The organism is Aeromonas sp. QDB31, from assembly GCF_027707605.1.
In the GTDB taxonomy this organism is placed as follows: domain Bacteria; phylum Pseudomonadota; class Gammaproteobacteria; order Enterobacterales; family Aeromonadaceae; genus Aeromonas; species Aeromonas media.
In genome coordinates this window covers 339,366-356,734 of sequence record NZ_JAPCIX010000001.1, presented here as the reverse complement: position 1 = coordinate 356,734, position 17,369 = coordinate 339,366, and the positions used below count along the sequence as shown (strand labels likewise).

Sequence of the window (17,369 nt, the reverse complement as noted above, 5' to 3'; positions counted from 1 at the left end):
AAAGCCCCTTGGTACGCAGGGGGATTGGGGGTTAATATGTGAGCAAATTTATTTTTGTGATCCACTATGCTTTTTTTGCAATTGGATTAGCATATGCGCGAATCCAGCCTACCTATCCGTCGGGCATCGAGTGAGTAATATGACCTACAAAAAGTTCGGTTTTCTGGCTGCCATCCTGGCATTGAGCGGTTTTTACCTTTACACCCTCTACCTGGCCGCTCACCCCAACGTGAGCCTGGCTTACAAACTCTATTACCTGGAAGGCAAGACCCGCTTCTGGGAACACAACTCCAGCATGACTTACCAGCCGGGCAACGAACTCAACCTGACCAAACCGAGCCGCTTCCTCTCGAGCGAAGGCTGGGCCAAGAAGCCGAGCGAGCAAGGCACCGAGCTGAGCGGTCAGGGTGGACTCTATTTCGTGCTGCCCAAGCAGCAGGCTCAACCTGAGCAGCTCACCATCCAGGCCAGGATCAACAGTCCGCAAGCCGGCACCCTGCTCAAGGTGGCGCTCGGCCATGATTTCACCACCACGGTCAAGCTGGCCAAGGCGGGCATCAACGAAATCAGGCTCAACCTGCCGGGCGACTCCCTGACGGCCGATCCCAAGCATCCCAACTTCCTTGCGCTCTCAGCTCCGACACCGCTCAACGTCCAGTCGGTACGCCTGACCGTCGCGCAGTGAAGCTGAAGATCCCAGCATCAGTAGTCTTATAAAATAATTCTTTCAATAAGGAAGTTCCCATGTCGCATGCCGATTTTCGACTCTCTCTGGTCGTGCCCGTTTACAACGAGGAAGAGAGCATAGACGCCTTCATCAGCGCGATAGATGCCGAACTGGCTCCCCTCAAAGACCGGCTTGAAATCGTGTTCGTCAATGACGGCAGCCGCGACCGCACCCGTGAAGTGGTCGAACAGGCCATTGCCCGCGATCCCCGCGTGACCCTGGTCAACCTGGCCCGCAACTTCGGCAAGGAAGCGGCCATGACCGCAGGCCTGCATCAGGCCAAGGGCGATGCCATGGTCCCCATGGATGTGGATCTGCAAGATCCCCCCGCCCTCATCCTGGAATTCGTCAAGCTGTGGCAGACCGGCGACTACGACACCGTCTACGGCATCCGGGTGGATCGCAGCGCCGACACCCCGATGAAACGCCTCACCGCCGGCGGCTTCTACCGCTTCTTCAACGCCCTATCCACCAGCACCAAGCTGCCGGAGAACGCCGGTGACTTCCGACTCATCGATCGCAAGGTGGTCGAGGCTCTCAAGCAACTGCCCGAGCGCAACCGCTTCATGAAGGGGCTCTTCGCCTGGGCTGGTTTCCGTGCCGTCGGCGTGCCCTACGAGCGCCCCGCCCGCCACGCCGGCGAGACCAAGTTCAACTACTGGAAGCTGTGGAACTTCGCCCTCGACGGCCTGATGAGCTTCTCCAGCTGGCCGCTGCGGGTGTGGAGCTACGTCGGGGTCGGCGTCTCCTTCATCGCCTTCCTCTATATCCTCAAGATCATCACCCAGGTGCTGTTCTTCGGCATCGACGTGCCGGGTTACGCCTCCCTGATGTCGGTGATGCTGTTCCTCGGCGGCATTCAGCTGCTGTCGCTCGGCATCATAGGCGAGTACATAGGCCGCATGTTCGTGGAAGTGAAGCAGCGCCCCGTCTACCTCATCGAGGGAGTCTACGGCCAGTATGCCCGGAAGGATGCGGGCAAGCAGCCGGATGCGGCGGCAACCCAGAGTGAAAAGGCGCAGGATGCGGACAAACAGGAGCCGGCGTCCCAATGATCTCCCGTGAGGAATTCTGGCGGCTGGTTCGCTTCGGTTTTGTCGGCGGGGGGGCGACCCTCGTCGATCTGGGCACCTCCATCGCACTGTTCCATACCTGGCCCGCCATCTCTGAGCATCTGGTCACGACCCTGGCCTTTGCCATCGCGTTCTGGTTCTCGTTTTTCGGCCATCGCTACATCACCTTCCAGAAGCAGGGTGCCGCCAGCAAGTTTCTGCTGGTGGCCCTCTTCTCCCTGGCGGTGCGTAACCTGATCCTGAGCGGCCTGCTGTTTGCGGGCCTCTCCGGACTGCTGCCGGTGGTGATTGCCACCCTGACGGTCACCGTGCTCACCTACATACTCTCTCGCGTCTGGGTTTTTGCCTGATGAATGACATGACCAATACTCCTCCCCTCGCCGGGGATGCCCTCCCCTATCGCCCATCACTGCGCATCAGCAGCCGCGACTGGCTGATGATCATCGCCGCCTTCGTGCTGAGCCGGGTGGCCCTGTACGGCATGGGCTATTTCGGCGTCCAGCTCTACGGCGCCCCCGACATAGGTCCGCTGCAAGCCTATTGCCAGTTCGACTGTGTCTGGTTCCAGCGCATCATCGAGAACGGCTACGACCTCTACCCACGCTGGCTGAGCAAGGGCAACGCGGCGAACTGGGCCTTCATGCCGCTCTACCCCATGCTTGCTGGCGGGCTCTCCAGCCTGCTAAACATCGAGAGCCTGATCGGCCTGATGCTGGTGGCCAACATCGCCTTCTTCATCAGCCTGCCGCTGATGCTGCTGGTGCTGCGCCAGCTCAAGCTGGGGGATGAGACCGCCCGTTTCGGGGTCTGGCTGCTGGCCTTCTCCCCCTTCTCCGCCTACTTCGTCTCCGGCTACACCGAGCCCATGTTCATGGCGCTGATGCTGGGGATGTTCCTGTTCGCCTACCGCGAGCAGTGGCTGATGGTGGCCTTCCTCGGCATCTTCATCTCCGGGACCCGCAACCTGGGGGTCATGATGGTGTTCCCCGTGCTGATCCTGGCGCTGCAGGCCTATGGCTGGCGCGAATTCTTCCGCTTCACCGAGCGGGCCTTCAAGGTGGTGTTCACCCTCTGGCTCATCCCCCTCGGCCTCTTCTCCTACATGGTCTACCTCTATCACCTGACCGGGGATGCGCTCGCCTTCAAGCACATCCAGGTCGCCTGGGGTCGCTACATGGACAGCCCCCTGGACTGGTGGCTGAGCGGCTTCGAGCTGGGCGGTCGCAAGGCCTACCTCTCCATCATGGTGATCTTCGGCTGGTGCCTGAATGGCTACCTGTTCAGCCAGAAGCGCTGGGCCGAGGCGACCCTGATGTTCATCTGCTGCACCATACCGCTGATGACAGGGCTCAACGCCATGCCGCGCTACATGTTCGGCCTCTACCCGACCCTGCTGGCCATCATCTTGCTGGCCCATCGCTGGCCGTCCATCCGCCCTGCGGTACTCTGCATCAGCGGCATGGTCGCCTCCTTCATCGCGGTGGCCTTCGTCAACTTCAAGTTCTTTACCGTCTGACGAACGATCCCCCGCAGGCGAACAGCCCCACCTGAACATGCCGGTCCATCGACCGGCATTTTTTATGGCGCCGCGCTCCGGGCAGCAGGGCGGCCATCACACTTTGCCGGGCTTGAAAACGTAACCATTTGAACTGACCTCACAAATCGGCATTTTGCCGGTCCAAGCCCACCCGCAGGGCCCCTAGAATGAGTGCCTCAACGGAACCCGATCTCCTCACTCAGCTCAAGGAATGGCCTATGCGTCCCTCGCCTCGTTTCGATCTCCGCCCATCCTCCCTGTGGCTCGCCCTGCTGGCCACGCCACTGTTCGTCGGTCAGGCGCTGGCCGCCCCCGAGGTGCATCTCCACGTGGATGGCAAACCGGTGGCCGAGGCGCTGACGCTGGACAAGGGCACAGTCACCCTGACCCACAGGCTGGACAAGGGGAGCCACCAGATCCGCATCGCCGATGCGGGCAACAGCTGCGGCACCAGCTTCGGGCCGACCGAGGCCAGGCCGCTCCCCTTCGGCACAGCCCAGCCCATGGACAAGTGCAGCAAGGGGGCGAGCTTCACCCTGAGGGTGATGCTGGCCGGTGACTACGAGTTCACCTTCAACCCGGATACACCCAGCCTCAAGGTGCTGCGGGCGACCAAGAAGAGCGAGTTCAAGCGCCAACCCCCCACAGAGCCCTGTATCGCCTGGGACGGCGGCCCGGTCACGGCATCACTCAAGGGAGTCTGGCCCGACGGCACCCGGTTGCGGGATGCCTACTCGGGACAGGAAGCCGTGGTCAAGGGCGGCAAGCTGACCCTGACACCGAGCAAGGAGAGCGGCGGCCTGCTGCTGCTCGAGCCGGTCAAGACGGCCAAACCCGCGCCCTTCAGCTGGGAGCAGGCGAGCGTCTATTTCCTGCTGACCGACCGCTTCCACAACGGCGATCCCGCCAATGACCATAGCTTCGGCCGCCAGAAAGATGGTCAGGACGAGGTCGCCACCTGGCATGGCGGCGACTTCAAGGGGTTGACCGAGAAGCTCGACTACATCAAGTCCCTCGGCATGAACGCCATCTGGATCACCCCCATGGTGGAGCAGGTGCACGGCTTCATCGGCGGTGGCGAACAGGGCAACTTCCCCTTCTATGCCTACCACGGCTACTGGGCGCTGGACTTCACCAAGATTGACCCCAACTACGGCGACGAGGAGAGCCTGAAGACCCTGGTGGACGAGGCCCACAAGCGCGGCATGCGGATCATCCTGGACGTGGTGATGAACCACGCCGGCTACGCCACCCTGGCGGATCTGCAGGATCTGGGGCTCACCGATCTCACCCAGAACACCGGCAAATTGCCGACCCGCTGGAACGAGTGGCGCCCGAACGGTGGCCTCAACTGGCATGGCTACAACCAGTTTATCGACTATCAATCGAGCGATTGGAGCAGCAAATGGTGGGGCCCTGACTGGGTGCGCGCCGGCCTGCCCGGCTACCTGCAGCCCGGCACCGACGATGTCACCGGCTCGGTGGCGGGGCTGCCGGACTTCCTGACCGAGTCCACCAAGCCGGTGGGCCTGCCGCCGCTGCTGGCGGCGAAAAAAGACACCCGGGCCAAGGCCCTGCCCAACGCCACCGTGAGCGACTACCTCATCGCCTGGCACACCGACTGGGTGCGTCGCTTTGGCATAGACGGCTTCCGGGCCGACACCGTCAAGCATCTGGAGCCCGCGGTCTGGGCCAAGCTCAAGCAGGCGGGCACCACCGCGCTCAAGGAGTGGAAGGCCGCCAACCCAGACAAGGCCCTCGACGATCTGCCCTTCTACATGGTGGGCGAGGTATGGGATCACGGGGTCGCCAAGGATTTCTGGTATCAGAACGGCTTCGATTCCCTGATCAACTTCGACTATCAGCGGGAGTTCGCCCTGCCCCAGGCCCAGTGCATGGCGGGCGCCGAGCCCACCTATGCCAGCTACGCCAGCCGCATCAACCAGGATCCCGAGTTCAACGTGCTGAGCTACATCAGCTCCCACGACACCAAGCTGTTCTTCGGCGACTATCAGGACGTGCCGCTACAACGACGGGTCGCGAGCAGCTTCATGATGCTGCCGGGGGGCATCCAGCTCTACTACGGGGACGAGTCCGGCCGCGGGCTCGCCAAGGATGGCGGCGTGTTCGATCAGAGCGTGCGATCCGACATGAACTGGCAGGAGCTGGGGAGCGGCGAGAAGGCCGATCTGGTCAAGCACTGGCAGCAACTCGGCCAGTTCCGCGCTGCCCACCCGGCGGTGGCGGCAGGCAGCCACAAGAAGCTGTCCGATGCCCCCTACGCCTTCGTGCGGGAGAAGGGGGAGGACAAGGTGGTGGTGGTGTTCGCCGGCCGGCAGCCATAACCGGGCACGAATCGGACAAACGAAGAGGGGAGCCAGTGGCTCCCCTCTCTCATTGCACAGGCACACTTCATGCCGACTGCCGGGCGATGGCCGGCCACTGCAGCCGTGCCTTGACCAGGGTCTCCTGCCACAGGGGCCAGGCCAGCAAGGCTTGCTGATAGGCGCCCGCCTGACCGGGCAGCGAAATGCCGTAGCTCGCCAACCGATAGGCCATCACCGCATAGAAGGCATCCAGGATCCCTGCCTCCCCAAAGTAGAAGCGCCCTCTCGCCTGGGACCAGATGGTCTGCAAGCGAGCCAGCTCGCCGATGGTCTCTACCGGCGGCTCGCTCTGGGTCGGCGCTCCCAAAAAGAAGGGCAGACGACTGCGGATCTGGCCAAAGCCCGCGTGCAGTTCGGCGCACAGACTGCGGGCCAATGCCCGCTCGGCCCGGTCCGTCGGATAGAGGTGGCGCGCCGGGCACAGCTCGTGGAGATACTCGGCGATGGCGAGGGAGTCGTGGATGCGCAGCTCGCCGTCATCCAGCCAGGGCACCAACCCGGCCGGTGCCGTGCGCTTGAGCCGTTGCAACGCCTTGGCATCCTCCAGATCGAACACCTGCTCCTGCCACTCCAGCCCGCTCATGGCGAGCACCAGTGACGCCCGCATTGCCCAGGTGGAACCTGTGCCTACCGTCAATACCAAGGATCCCATCAATTGCCTCCTGCGTTGGGTTGTTCATGACCACCCCGTCGGCCCCGTTGGCACGACATCTCATGGTCGCCTCACATTTGCACACCAGCGAGTTTGACCCCCTTGGGGAGCAGTGCTAGTTTGATTTTTCAAAACAATCAGTTAGCAAAAATGTGAGCAATGGACAGCCAATTTACCATCGTCATCGCAGATGACCACCCCCTGTTTCGGGGCGCCCTCTATCAAGCGGTGCACATGGCCATCGACGAGGCCAGGCTGCTGGAGGCCGACTCCATCGACAGCCTGACCCACCTGCTCGCGGAGCACCCCGAAGTCGATCTGCTGCTGCTAGATCTCAAGATGCCGGGGGCCAATGGCTTCGAGGGGCTGGCCTATCTGCGCGGCCAGTACCCGGACTTGCCCATCGTCGTGGTCTCTGCCTCGGAAGATGCCGCCATCATCCAGCAGGTGCTGCGACTCGGGGCCCTGGGCTTCATTCCCAAGTCGGTGCCCATGAAGGAGCTGGTCAGCGCCCTCAATACGGTGATCGGGGGGGACAACTGGGTGCCGGAAGGGATCTCCCTCCACCCTGAGTCCGAGGATGGCCCCGACTTTGCCAGCAAGCTGGCCAGCCTCACCCCCCAGCAATACAAGGTGCTGATCATGTTGCGGGACGGCAGCCTCAACAAGCAGATCGCCTGGGAGCTCAACGTCTCCGAGGCCACCATCAAAGCACATATCACCGCCATATTCAGAAAGCTCGGGGTCAAGAACCGCACCCAGGCGGTCATCGCCCTGCAGCAGATGGACATCAAGGACAGCTGAGTCAGCAGCTTGTCTCCACCACTATGGCGGTTTGTTGCTCGACAATTAGCACGATCGTACTTTATGCTGCAGAACCCAGAGAGGAGAGTGCGATGAGCAAGGGCCGTCTGACCCGCGACAACATTTTGCAGACCGCCTTCGAGCAGGCGAGCCAGCAAGGGCTCGAGAGCCTGACCATAGGCTCGCTGGCCAGTGCATGCGAAATGTCCAAGAGCGGCCTGTTTGCCCATTTCCAGTCTCGCGACAACCTGCAGATCGCCGTGCTCGCCTACTCTGCCGAGGTGTTCCGGGAGCGGGTGATCCAGCCGGTGCGCCAGCAACGGCACGGCTCCCAGCAGGAGAAACTGCTGGCCCTGCTGCAGGCCTGGCTGGCGTGGAACCAGAGCTTTGCCGGACGCTGCATGTTCCTCGACGCCTGGACTTCGGCCCAGGAGGGGGAGGTGCAGCAGGCGGCCCGCCAGCTGGTGCGTTTCTGGCTCGACTATCTGGCTCGCCAGGTGGTGCAGGGCCAGGAGAAGGGAGAATGGCGCAGGGATCTGGATCCCTGGCGCGCCGTCTACCGGCTATATGGCCTCTATCTGGGAGATCAGGTGTTCAATGCGCTGGACTTGTGTCAGGATCCGGCCCGCCACTTCTGGCCCGAGGTGGAAGATCTGCTGACCAGCTGGCGCTGAGGTTCTGGCTCTTCTTTTTAAAAACAGACAAAAAAGCACGACCGTTCGCACATAAAAACCACAGGATGACCATGAGCAGCAAGATCTATTTCAACACCCGCCGCGTCAGCCCGAGCAAGTTGCTGCTGGGGCTTGGCACCCGGTTGCACCACGCACTGGCACCGGCCCACGCCAAGCGCACCGCCAGCAAGTTGCTGCTGACCCCGCAGCGCCCAACCCGGGAGGTCGCCGCCCCCACCGGGCTGGTGCAGCAGGCCATCCACACCGGTGAGGGCACCCTGATGAGCTACCGGCTTGGCCAGGGGCCGGTGTGGCTGCTGATGCACGGCTGGTCCGGCAGTGCCAGCCAGTTCTACCCGCTGATGAACCATATCGCCGCCCAGGGCTTCACCGCGCTGGCCTATGATCACCCCGCCCACGGTCAGAGCGAGGGCAGCACGGGGCACCTGCCCCGCTTCGTGCGCGCCTTCGACGAGATCCTAGCGCGCGTCGGCCCAGTTCAGGGGGTCATTACCCACAGCATGGGGGGCGCCGTCACCCTCAGCAGCCGCCACCCCGCCCTCGACGCACTGCCGCTGCTGCTTATCTCGCCCGTGCTCGACTATGTGCCCCAGCTCTATGGCATGGTGGCCCGCTCCGGCTACTCCATCCGGCTGTTCGATGCGGTGGTCAAGGAGATCGAGCACGAATATAAGCATCCCTTGAGCACTGTCGACCCCCTGGGTCGTCTCGCTCGTCGCCAGGGGGCGGCCCTCATCGTTCACGACGAGGAAGACAGGTTTGCCCCCCATAAAGACTCGTTGCGGGCGGCAGAGGACGGCCGTACCCGGCTGGTGAGTACCCGTGGACTCGGCCATGGTCGCATCCTGGCAAGCCCCCCCGTGTTCGCCGCCTTCGATCGGCTGACCCAGCCCAGAAGCGAGGCCTGATCCCGCCGTACCGGTCGCCTCAAAAAATGAGGTGGCGGCCCATTTTTATCCGGGATACAACGTCTTATAGTTAAAGTGCGCGGTGGCACCCCGCCCTTGCAATCACAATAAGGCGCAGCATCATGGCCGACCTCCTTTTATCAGCCGTGGCGCTATCACAATAAGGGACAGCAGCATGGCCAGACCCAATACAGCTCTCCTGTTGACCGGTGGTGGTGCTCGCGCCGCCTATCAGGTCGGCGTCCTCAAGGCAGTGGCCGAGCTCTATCCCCGCAACCTCGGCATCCCCTTCCCCATACTGTGCGGCACCTCGGCAGGAGCCCTCAACATCACGGCGCTGGCGTGCTACGCCTCCTGTTTTCACCTGGGGGTGCGCAAGTTGGAGTGGGTCTGGCGCCGTTTCGAGACCCATCACATCTTCGACTTTCATCCCTGCCAGCTGCTGTGGCGCACCCTGTATCAGGGCTCGGCCGGTCTCATCAGCCCCCAGAGCAACCACGCCTTCCACCTGTTCGACAATGCCCCCCTGCGCCGCCTGCTGGATCAGCTCATCGACTATCACCGTATCGATGACAACATCCTCTACGGCAGCCTGGAGGCCATCGCCATCACGGCTTCCGACTATGACGACGGCCTCTCCACCACCTTCTTCCAGGGGCGGGCCGAGCATCAGCCCTGGGAGCGGGCCAGGCGGCGCGGCCTGCGCACCCTGCTCACCTCGGATCACCTGCTGGCCTCGGCAGCCCTGCCCTTCGTCTTTCCCGCCACCCCCATAGGCGATCGTTTCTACGGTGACGGCTCCATCCACCAGCTGAGCCCCCTGAGCCCCGCCATTCACCTGGGCGCAGAGCGGATCCTGCTGGTGACGCTGGATTCACCCCATCAGGGGGGCGCGTCCCCGCACCAGAGCCGCCTGACCAGCTCCAACATCGCCAGCCACCTGCTCAACACCGTCTTCTCCGACACCCTGAATTCGGATCTGGAGCGACTGGGACGCATCAACCAGACCCTGTCGCTCATCCCGCCGCGGGAGCGCAACCGACTGAAGCTGCGCCAGGTGGAGACCTGTGTCATCAGGCCAAGCCAGGATCTCGACCTCATCGCCCTCGATTACCTGCCCAAGCTGCCAACCCAGTTGCGCCGCCTGCTGCGGGTACTGGGGGTGAACGGCCAGGAGAGCAGCAGTCTGGCCAGCTTCCTGATGTTTCACCCGAGTTACTGTCAGCAGTTGATAAGGTTGGGGTATCAGGATGCAATGGCGCAACGTCAGCACATCGAGTCTTTCCTGGACATCGAAGAGCGGATCCGCGAGGAGGCCTGAACAGGCAGTCGTCGCCCGGACCGGGGGCCTAATGCCCCTCCAGCAGGCGCTGCTCCGCCTGCTCCATGGCCACGGCCGTACCAAACAGCACCAGCCGATCTCCCGCGAGCAGCCTCAGATCGGCCCTCGGCTCCAGGCTCCGCTCTCCGCGATGGACCGCCTTGATGCGCACCTCCCCCAGGGGCAATTCCCGCACCCGACGCCCAACCGCCCAGGCCTGATCGTGCAGCAACACGGGGTGCAGCCGCTCCAGCAACTGATCCGTCTCCAGGTTGCCCGCACTCTGATCTCCCCAGTAGAAGCCATGCAGGAAGCGGTACTGGCTGCTGCGCTCGTGCTCCATGCGCCGGATCACCCGGCCTAGGGGGACGTCGCAGTTGACCAGCAGGTGGGAGACCAGCATCAGGGCACCCTCCTGGGACTCCGGGATCACCTCGAAGGCCCCGGCCTGCTTGTAGTGCTCGAGGAAGCTGTCGTCCCGGGTTCGCACCAGCACCTTGAGATCCCCCGCCAACGCCCGGATCTGCGTCAGCATGGCATCGACCCGCTTGCGATCGTCGAAGGTGATGATCACCAGGCGAGCCCGCATCAGACCGGCCGCCAGCAGGATGTCGCGCCGGCTGGCATCGCCAAACGCCACCTGCTCCCCCGCCAGCTTGGCCTCGCTCACCCGCTCGGGGTCGAGATCCAGCGCGAGAAAGGGGATCTCCTCGAGCTTGAGAAAGCGGGCACAGGTCTGCCCGGTACGCCCGAAGCCGGCGATGATGACATGCTGATGCTTGCTGAGCCCCGACTGGGCGACCCCGGCGCGCGAGAGCAGGGCCCCGTCGGTGAGGGAGTGGGCGAGCCCCAGGGCCCGCTGCACCAACCAGGGGGTGAGAGAAAGGGTGATGACGCCGACGCCGATGAGCAGAGAGACCATCTCGTGACCGAGCAGGCCATGGTGGCTCGCCAGCGCCAGCAGCACGAAGCCGAACTCGCCGACCTGGCTCAGCATGATGCCGGCCGCCATGGCATCGCGCTTGCGCTCCCCCATCAACCGGCCCGCCAGCAGCACCAGCAGCGACTTGCACAGGATGAGCCCGAGCACGCAGAGCAGCACCTGCCACCAGGCGTTCGCCACCAGCGTCCACTCCATGGTCATGCCGATGGTGATGAAGAAGAGCCCCAGCAAGACGTCCCGAAACGGCTTGATATCCACCTCAAGCTGATGACGGTAGTGGGACTCCCCCAGCATCATGCCCGCCAGGAAGGCCCCGAGCGCCATGGAGAGCCCCATCCACTGGGTCAGAGAGGCCGCCAGCAGAGCTACCAGCAGGGTACTGAGCACGAACAGCTCATCGGATCGCGCCCGCGCCACCTCGTGAAACACCATGGGCAGCAGCCATTTTCCCACCGCGAGCAAGACTGACAGGGCAAACAGCCCCTTGAGGGAGGCCCAGGCGACTTCCGCCAGCAAGGCGCTGCCCTGCACCTCGGGCCTCGCCAGGATGGGGATCATCACCAGCAGCGGCACCACCGCCAGATCCTGAAACAGCAGGACGCTCACCCCGAGCTGGGCCCGCCGGGTATGGAGTTGCTGCAACTCCCCGAGCTGCTTGATCACCACGGCGGTGGAGGAGAGGGCCAGGGTGCCCGACACCACCAGCGCCTGGGGCAGGCTCAGACCCCACCACCAGCCGAGCCAGAAGAACAGCAATGAGGTGAGCAGCACCTGCAGGCCGCCGACCCCCAGCACCAGCTTGCGCATGGCGAGCAGGCGCGGCAGCGAGAATTCGAGCCCGAGGGAGAACATCAGGAAGACGATGCCGAGTTCCCCTATGGTCTGCATCATGGCCTGCCCGGTGACGATGGCCGCGCCATGGGGGCCGAGCAACATGCCGACGAACAGGTAGGCGAGGATCACCGGCTGACCGAGGCGTCGGAAGATAGCCACCAGCAGGACGGCGGAGAGCAGCAGGATCAACACATCGGCGTACACACATCCCTCTCTTTTATCTGTCCCCATGGCATGATGAAACTGTGCATCGGGCTCCTCGCACCGTCCGGTCATCTTCGGGGCTACGGGACAGGATCCCGCCCCTTCCAGGCGCTCGCGACAAGCGGCACACCGGGGTTATTTACCCTCCCATTTCATCTCGTTAAGCCTAGCCAGCGCCTTTGTTTTCCATCGAACATATTTTGGGCACGAGGATTGCAGTAACCCGCCTAATGAGTGGAGAGGTGCAAGGCTGCAACGTGGAAAATACATCGTCATTGAACGGCTTCGGACACGGCATAGAGCAGTGGGTACAGCAGATGGAGCGGCTTACGCCGCTGACCGGACAGGATCCTTATCAGCAACTTCAGGAGCTGCTGAGGCAACGGGATCTTGACGCCCTGCTGGCAATCTTTGCCGAGCGGGTGGCAAAGATTGTCCGGATCCACACGCTCCACCTCGACTGCGGCCAGCCTCACAGCCTCATCGCTCACCCACCCCAGGCCAGACAGGTGCTGCATGGCTATCGCTTCGAGCTGCGCGGCCAGCATGAACAGTTGCTCGGCCAGTTGCAGTACGAGCTGGATCAGCCCATGAGCGACGGCCAGCGACGGCTGCTGGAGCAATATCACCAACTGTTCTGCCTGCCTCTGCCGCTCTATCTTCGGTTGAGCCGGCTGGAACAGCAGGTGCGGCTCGATCATCTGACCGGGCTTGGCAACCGCGCCTATTTCGATGAGGCCATCGGCCGGGCGGTGGAGCAACACTGCCGGGAACCCCACGGTCTGGTGCTGGTGCTGCTGGATCTCGATCGTTTCAAACAGGTCAACGATACCTGGGGTCATCCGGTGGGGGATCTGGTGCTGAGCCGCTTCGCCCAACTGCTGCAAGGCTGCATTCGCGGCACGGATCAGGCGTTTCGCCTCGGCGGGGATGAGTTTGCCCTCTTGCTGCAACCCGCGGACCCCGAGGCCTGGCGCCCGGTCTGGCTGCGGCTGCAACATGTACTGCACAGCCACAAGGAGCTCAGCGCCTTCTCGGTGGGGTGCAGCCTGGGAGCCGCCAGCTGGCACTCTGGCATGGACGTGGAGCGGCTCTATGCCACGGCGGATGCCCACCTCTACGCCCGCAAGAAGGCCGGCGAAGCGGGCATCCTCGAATAGGGCGCCGTTTATCCCGTGCCGTCAGCCAGTGCCCAGGGTGACGGCACGCCGCCACTCCCAGGCCATGCCACCCTCGGGCGCCAGAAATCCGTCGCAGACGAAGAGCCCGGCCACCAGCGCCACCTGCTCCCCGTAGTAGAGGATGGGGATGCGTCCCCGTTGCCAGGAAGGCACCCCGTATTCTTGCAACAACTTCTTCAGGCGTCGGCTGCCAACCCGCCCCACCGGCTTGAGCATGACGCCTGGCGCCACCTGAAAACGTACCGACAGGGGCTCGTCCTCCCGTGGCGGGCGCAGCCCTTCTCCCCCATCCGATGACAGCAGCCTGAAGGTCCCCAGTCCGTCCGGCAGGCGGAGCGTCTCCCCCGCCCGGGTGGGCAACACCTCCTCACGGGGGGCAAGGCCGGACGGCACCAGATGGAGTCGCCCCTGAAAGCGGCGGCACTCCAGTCCCTGCAGACTCAACCTGGGGTTCGCGTCTTCGCGCGCCAGCGCCACCTCCTGCCACAGCAAGCCAAGCAGCTCCCGGGACGGCATCTCCCCCCCCTGACGGCGGATCCAGTGGCGCAGCAGGTTGTTGCGCCGCACCGGAGAGAGCGGCTGCAGCGCCTCGATGCACAGCGTATCGCCCTCACCTGCCACCTGCCAGTCCGCCTCCGCCAGCTCGCTGATCAGCGCCTCCTGCTCGGCGCACAGGGCCATGCTGCGCGCCGCCGTCTGGGCCATCGCAGGCCAGCGGGCCTTGAGCTGGGGGATGAGCTGCTGGCGCAGGAAGTTGCGGTCATAGCTCACGTCCTCGTTGCTCTCATCCTCCACCCAGCCATAAGGAAGTGACTGCGCGGCTTCCGCCATCTCGGCCCGACTCACCTCGAGCAACGGGCGCAGCAGCAGCCCACCCGCAAAGGGTTGGCTCGGCACCATGCCCGCCAGCCCACGCAGGCCGGCGCCACGCTTGAGCGCCAGCAGCAGGGTCTCCAGCTGATCGTCCTGATGGTGGGCGGTGAGCAGCCACTCCCCCTCCTCCAGCTGAGCGGCAAGGGCCTGATAACGGGCCTCCCGCGCCTGTGCCTCCAGGCTGTCGCCATTGCCTCGGGAGAGCCGCACTCGCTCCACTACGAGCGGCACCGCCAGTTGCTGACACACCGTTTCGCAGTGGACCACCCAGTCGTCGGCGTGAAGGCTCAGGCCGTGATGGACGTGCAGGGCGCGCAGGGTGAGGCCGTGGGCGTGAGCAAAGCGGACCGCCAGCACCAGCAGCACGGTAGAATCGAGCCCGCCACTGAAGGCCACCAACAGGCCCCGGGAACCTTCCGGTGCGGGCAGAGTCTGACAAAAACGAGAATAAATACGAGAAATCATAGGCTTCCCCAATACGACCAGGCCGATCTTAGCAGAGTCGGGCTTATCAAGCGCTAACCCGACTGCTAGAGTGAGTTTCCTCCCGACCTGGGCAGGGACGCTGAGTAACCCGAATTGGAATCAGAAAAATGAACAATAAGAAAAGCATACTGGCCGGCCTCATCGGGCTGGCCCTGCTGGCCGGCTGCAGTCAGGGACCGGACCAGACAGACAAGCACTCCGGCCTCGCGCTGGCCAACATGGACACCCGGGTCAAACCCGGTGACGACTTCTTCCGCTACGTGAACGGCCACTGGCTCGGTACCGCCAAGATCCCGGACGACAGGCCTGCCGACGGCGCCTTCTACATGCTGCGGGACAAGTCCCTGGCGGACGTGCGGGTGCTGGTGGAAGGGCTGGACGGCAAGGCCGCCGCCGGCACCCAGGCACAGCAGATCCGGGATCTTTACCAGAGCTATCTGGATCAGAAGACCCGCAACGCCAAGGGCACTGCGCCGCTGTTGCCCATGCTGAGCGAGATAGAGCAGATCCGAACCCCTCAGGACCTCGCCCGCGCCTTCGCCCAGAGCGGCCGCATCGGTGGCAACGCCCCGTTCGGCTTCTGGATAGACGCAGACGCCAAGGCACCGGACAGCTATGCGGTCTACCTCTATCAATCCGGACTCAGCCTGCCGGACAGGGATTACTATCTCAAGACGGATGCCGCCAGCCAGGCGCTGCTGCAAAAATACGAGCAGCACATCGCCGCCATGCTGAGCCGCTTCGGCGAGGCGGATGCGGGGGCCAAGGCCAAACGCATCCTGGCTCTCGAGACCCGGCTCGCCCAGATCCAGTGGGACAACGTGGCCCTGCGGGACAGGGAGAAGAACTACAACAAGGGGCCGGTGAGCGAGCTCAAGCGCCTCGCCCCCGCCATCGACTGGGACGCCTATCTCGGTCAGGCCGGCCTTGCGGGGCAGCAGAGCCTGGTCATCGGCCAGCCGAGCTACCTCGCGGCCCTGAACGAGGTGATGCAGCAGACCCCGGTCAATGACTGGCAGGCCTACCTCAAGTGGCAGCTCATCACGGACTTCGCCCCCTACCTCGACAGCCAGACCGATGCCCAGAACTTCGCCTTCTTCGGCACCACGTTAAGCGGCACGCCCAAGCAGCGCGCCCCCTGGGAGCGAGCGCTCGGGGTGCTGGACAACAACCTTGGCGAGGCAGTGGGCATGCTCTACGTGGAGCGCTACTTCCCGCCAGAGGCCAAGGCCCGCATGGAGCAGCTGGTGGAGAACCTGCGCACCGCCTACGGCCAGAGCATCCAGGAGCTGGACTGGATGTCGCCAGCCACCAAGACCCAGGCCCTGGCCAAGCTCGCCAAGTTCAGACCCAAGATCGGCTACCCGGACAAGTGGAAGGATTACAGCGCCATCTCGATCCGTGCCGATGATCTGGTGGGCAACCTGCAGCGGGCCCGCGCCTTCGAATACGCCGACAACCTGGCACGCCTCGGCAAGCCGGTAGACAGAGACGAGTGGCACATGTCGCCGCAGACGGTGAATGCCTACTACAACCCGAGCAACAACGAGATCGTCTTCCCGGCCGCCATCCTGCAGCCCCCCTTCTTCGACATGCAGGCGGATGACGCGGTCAACTACGGCGCCATCGGCGGGGTGATCGGCCACGAGATGGGTCACGGTTTTGATGATCAGGGCGCCAAATCCGACGGTGACGGCGTGATGCGCGACTGGTGGACGCCCCAGGATCTCAAGGAGTTTCGCTTCCGCACCAGCCGGCTGGTGGCTCAGTACAACCGCTTCGAGCCCATCAAGGGGCAGTACGTCAACGGCCAGTTCACCCTGGGGGAGAACATCGGCGATCTCGGCGGCCTTACCATCGCCCACAAAGCCTACCTGCTGTCGCTGGATGGCAAGGAGGCCCCGGTGCTGGACGGCTTCACCGGGGAGCAGCGCTTCTTCCTCGGCTGGGCCCAGGTATGGAAGGGCATGTATCGCCCCGAGCTGATGCAGATGCTGCTAGCCTCAGATCCCCACTCGCCGCCGGAATACCGGGTCAACGGCGTGGTGCCGAACATCCCCGCCTTCTACGAGGCGTTCAACATCCAGCCGGGTGACAAGCTCTATCTTGATCCGGCCAAACGGGTCAAGATCTGGTAAACACAGGGTCGACAGGGGCTGGCCGACAACCGGCCTCGGGTCGACCACAGACAGGGCGGGGGCCAGGCCCCTGCCCACTGACACCGCAAGACAAGCAGCAACAAGGGTCACATCCATGAAAGCCTTATTCCTTACTCTCGGCCTGCTCACCCTGCCCCTCGCCAGCCAGGCGGCGGACGGGTTCTTCAAACAGCTGACGCTCCCTTCAGGCCAGGTAGTGACCGTCAGCGAAGGGCGCGGCGAGCCTGCCTCCACCGGCAGCTACGACGTGCGTCTCTACTCCGGCGCCAACCCCCAGTTCCCGCTGGATCAGTTCATCGACGGCAAGGTGCTGCCACGCGATGGCAGCATCAAGGAGCTCAAGCTGCTGGATCTCAATGGCGACAAGCAGCCCGAGCTCATCGTCGTGGTCGAGAGTGCCGGCAGCGGCAGCTACCTGAGTGCCGACGCCTTCACCCTCACCCCGCAGGAGGGGCTGGACAGCTTCAACCATGTGGAGGGACTGTCCCCTAATGAAGATGTGATCCAGGCGCTCAAGACCCCCCGCGACTGACACACCCATCACCACGCCCCGCCCAGCGGGGCGTTTTTTTGCCCCGTATCTGA

At 63.7% G+C, this 17,369-nt stretch carries 15 protein-coding genes; 12 read left to right on the top strand and 3 right to left on the bottom strand.

From position 1 onward, the window contains the following. The first annotated feature begins 139 nt into the window (after positions 1-139). The 5 genes from PG898_RS01615 to PG898_RS01595 all read left to right on the top strand — a co-directional run bounded on the left by PG898_RS01615 (position 140) and on the right by PG898_RS01595 (position 5,682). A complete protein-coding gene (locus PG898_RS01615; protein ID WP_042649507.1) occupies positions 140-685 on the top strand; it encodes a hypothetical protein in 546 nt (181 codons plus the stop codon). A gap of 59 nt (positions 686-744) precedes the next feature. Further along, the gene (locus PG898_RS01610; protein ID WP_270823387.1) at positions 745-1,782 is read left to right on the top strand and encodes a glycosyltransferase family 2 protein; all 1,038 of its coding nucleotides are present in this window, start codon (positions 745-747) and stop codon (positions 1,780-1,782) included. Continuing rightward, positions 1,779-2,150, top strand: coding sequence for a GtrA family protein (locus tag PG898_RS01605; protein WP_005324511.1), 372 nt, complete (start codon positions 1,779-1,781; stop codon positions 2,148-2,150). The genes PG898_RS01610 and PG898_RS01605 overlap by 4 nt, the downstream gene beginning before the upstream one ends. Continuing rightward, positions 2,150-3,316 (top strand): membrane protein, encoded by a 1,167-nt coding sequence (locus PG898_RS01600; RefSeq protein WP_005324513.1) that lies wholly within the window; start codon positions 2,150-2,152, stop codon positions 3,314-3,316. The genes PG898_RS01605 and PG898_RS01600 overlap by 1 nt, the downstream gene beginning before the upstream one ends. A gap of 239 nt (positions 3,317-3,555) precedes the next feature. Beyond that, the gene (locus tag PG898_RS01595) at positions 3,556-5,682 is read left to right on the top strand and encodes an alpha-amylase (RefSeq protein WP_270823386.1); all 2,127 of its coding nucleotides are present in this window, start codon (positions 3,556-3,558) and stop codon (positions 5,680-5,682) included. A 67-nt stretch (positions 5,683-5,749) separates the two neighbouring features. Here the strand turns inward: PG898_RS01595 and PG898_RS01590 are convergent, their stop codons facing one another. Next, positions 5,750-6,376 carry a glutathione S-transferase N-terminal domain-containing protein gene (locus PG898_RS01590; protein WP_182786065.1) on the bottom strand — a complete coding sequence of 209 codons (627 nt, stop codon included), beginning with the start codon at positions 6,374-6,376 and terminating at the stop codon, positions 5,750-5,752. A gap of 159 nt (positions 6,377-6,535) precedes the next feature. Here PG898_RS01590 and PG898_RS01585 point away from each other — a divergent pair, with 159 nt between their 5' ends. From PG898_RS01585 to PG898_RS01570, 4 genes are all read left to right on the top strand, one after another. Beyond that, the gene (locus tag PG898_RS01585; protein WP_005324525.1) at positions 6,536-7,180 is read left to right on the top strand and encodes a response regulator; all 645 of its coding nucleotides are present in this window, start codon (positions 6,536-6,538) and stop codon (positions 7,178-7,180) included. Between the two features lie 92 nt (positions 7,181-7,272). Further along, entirely contained in the window at positions 7,273-7,854 is a 582-nt protein-coding gene (locus PG898_RS01580; RefSeq protein ID WP_042649511.1) for a TetR/AcrR family transcriptional regulator, read from the top strand. 71 nt (positions 7,855-7,925) lie between these two features. Continuing rightward, positions 7,926-8,783, top strand: a complete 858-nt coding sequence (locus tag PG898_RS01575; RefSeq protein WP_270823385.1) for an alpha/beta hydrolase — start codon at positions 7,926-7,928, stop codon at positions 8,781-8,783. Between the two features lie 175 nt (positions 8,784-8,958). Continuing rightward, a complete protein-coding gene (locus tag PG898_RS01570; protein WP_161507441.1) occupies positions 8,959-10,104 on the top strand; it encodes a patatin-like phospholipase family protein in 1,146 nt (381 codons plus the stop codon). A 28-nt stretch (positions 10,105-10,132) separates the two neighbouring features. Here the strand turns inward: PG898_RS01570 and PG898_RS01565 are convergent, their stop codons facing one another. Beyond that, positions 10,133-12,085, bottom strand: a complete 1,953-nt coding sequence (locus PG898_RS01565) for a monovalent cation:proton antiporter family protein (protein ID WP_171276651.1) — start codon at positions 12,083-12,085, stop codon at positions 10,133-10,135. Between the two features lie 230 nt (positions 12,086-12,315). On the opposite strand from PG898_RS01565, the gene PG898_RS01560 reads away from it, so the two are divergent. Further along, positions 12,316-13,245: a GGDEF domain-containing protein gene (locus tag PG898_RS01560; RefSeq protein WP_041206247.1), complete on the top strand. Its 930-nt coding sequence runs from the start codon at positions 12,316-12,318 to the stop codon at positions 13,243-13,245. A 21-nt stretch (positions 13,246-13,266) separates the two neighbouring features. Here the strand turns inward: PG898_RS01560 and tilS are convergent, their stop codons facing one another. After that, positions 13,267-14,604: a tRNA lysidine(34) synthetase TilS gene (gene tilS / locus PG898_RS01555; RefSeq protein ID WP_161507443.1), complete on the bottom strand. Its 1,338-nt coding sequence runs from the start codon at positions 14,602-14,604 to the stop codon at positions 13,267-13,269. A gap of 128 nt (positions 14,605-14,732) precedes the next feature. On the opposite strand from tilS, the gene PG898_RS01550 reads away from it, so the two are divergent. After that, positions 14,733-16,763, top strand: a complete 2,031-nt coding sequence (locus PG898_RS01550) for a M13 family metallopeptidase (RefSeq protein WP_270823382.1) — start codon at positions 14,733-14,735, stop codon at positions 16,761-16,763. 115 nt (positions 16,764-16,878) lie between these two features. Beyond that, positions 16,879-17,316: a PliI family lysozyme inhibitor of I-type lysozyme gene (locus PG898_RS01545; protein WP_270823381.1), complete on the top strand. Its 438-nt coding sequence runs from the start codon at positions 16,879-16,881 to the stop codon at positions 17,314-17,316. The last annotated feature ends 53 nt before the right edge of the window (positions 17,317-17,369 follow it).

Bases quoted from the DNA above. Each gene is read 5' to 3' on its own strand.
- PG898_RS01595 (WP_270823386.1), top strand. From the start codon at position 3,556: ATGCGTCCCTCGCCTCGTTTCGATCTCCGCCCATCCTCCCTGTGGCTC.
- PG898_RS01605 (WP_005324511.1), top strand. From the start codon at position 1,779: ATGATCTCCCGTGAGGAATTCTGGCGGCTGGTTCGCTTCGGTTTTGTC.
- PG898_RS01570 (WP_161507441.1), top strand. From the start codon at position 8,959: ATGGCCAGACCCAATACAGCTCTCCTGTTGACCGGTGGTGGTGCTCGC.
- PG898_RS01615 (WP_042649507.1), top strand. From the start codon at position 140: ATGACCTACAAAAAGTTCGGTTTTCTGGCTGCCATCCTGGCATTGAGC.
- PG898_RS01575 (WP_270823385.1), top strand. From the start codon at position 7,926: ATGAGCAGCAAGATCTATTTCAACACCCGCCGCGTCAGCCCGAGCAAG.
- PG898_RS01590 (WP_182786065.1), bottom strand. From the start codon at position 6,376: ATGGGATCCTTGGTATTGACGGTAGGCACAGGTTCCACCTGGGCAATG.
- PG898_RS01585 (WP_005324525.1), top strand. From the start codon at position 6,536: ATGGACAGCCAATTTACCATCGTCATCGCAGATGACCACCCCCTGTTT.
- PG898_RS01560 (WP_041206247.1), top strand. From the start codon at position 12,316: ATGAGTGGAGAGGTGCAAGGCTGCAACGTGGAAAATACATCGTCATTG.
- PG898_RS01550 (WP_270823382.1), top strand. From the start codon at position 14,733: ATGAACAATAAGAAAAGCATACTGGCCGGCCTCATCGGGCTGGCCCTG.
- PG898_RS01610 (WP_270823387.1), top strand. From the start codon at position 745: ATGTCGCATGCCGATTTTCGACTCTCTCTGGTCGTGCCCGTTTACAAC.
- tilS (WP_161507443.1), bottom strand. From the start codon at position 14,604: ATGATTTCTCGTATTTATTCTCGTTTTTGTCAGACTCTGCCCGCACCG.
- PG898_RS01580 (WP_042649511.1), top strand. From the start codon at position 7,273: ATGAGCAAGGGCCGTCTGACCCGCGACAACATTTTGCAGACCGCCTTC.
- PG898_RS01600 (WP_005324513.1), top strand. From the start codon at position 2,150: ATGAATGACATGACCAATACTCCTCCCCTCGCCGGGGATGCCCTCCCC.
- PG898_RS01545 (WP_270823381.1), top strand. From the start codon at position 16,879: ATGAAAGCCTTATTCCTTACTCTCGGCCTGCTCACCCTGCCCCTCGCC.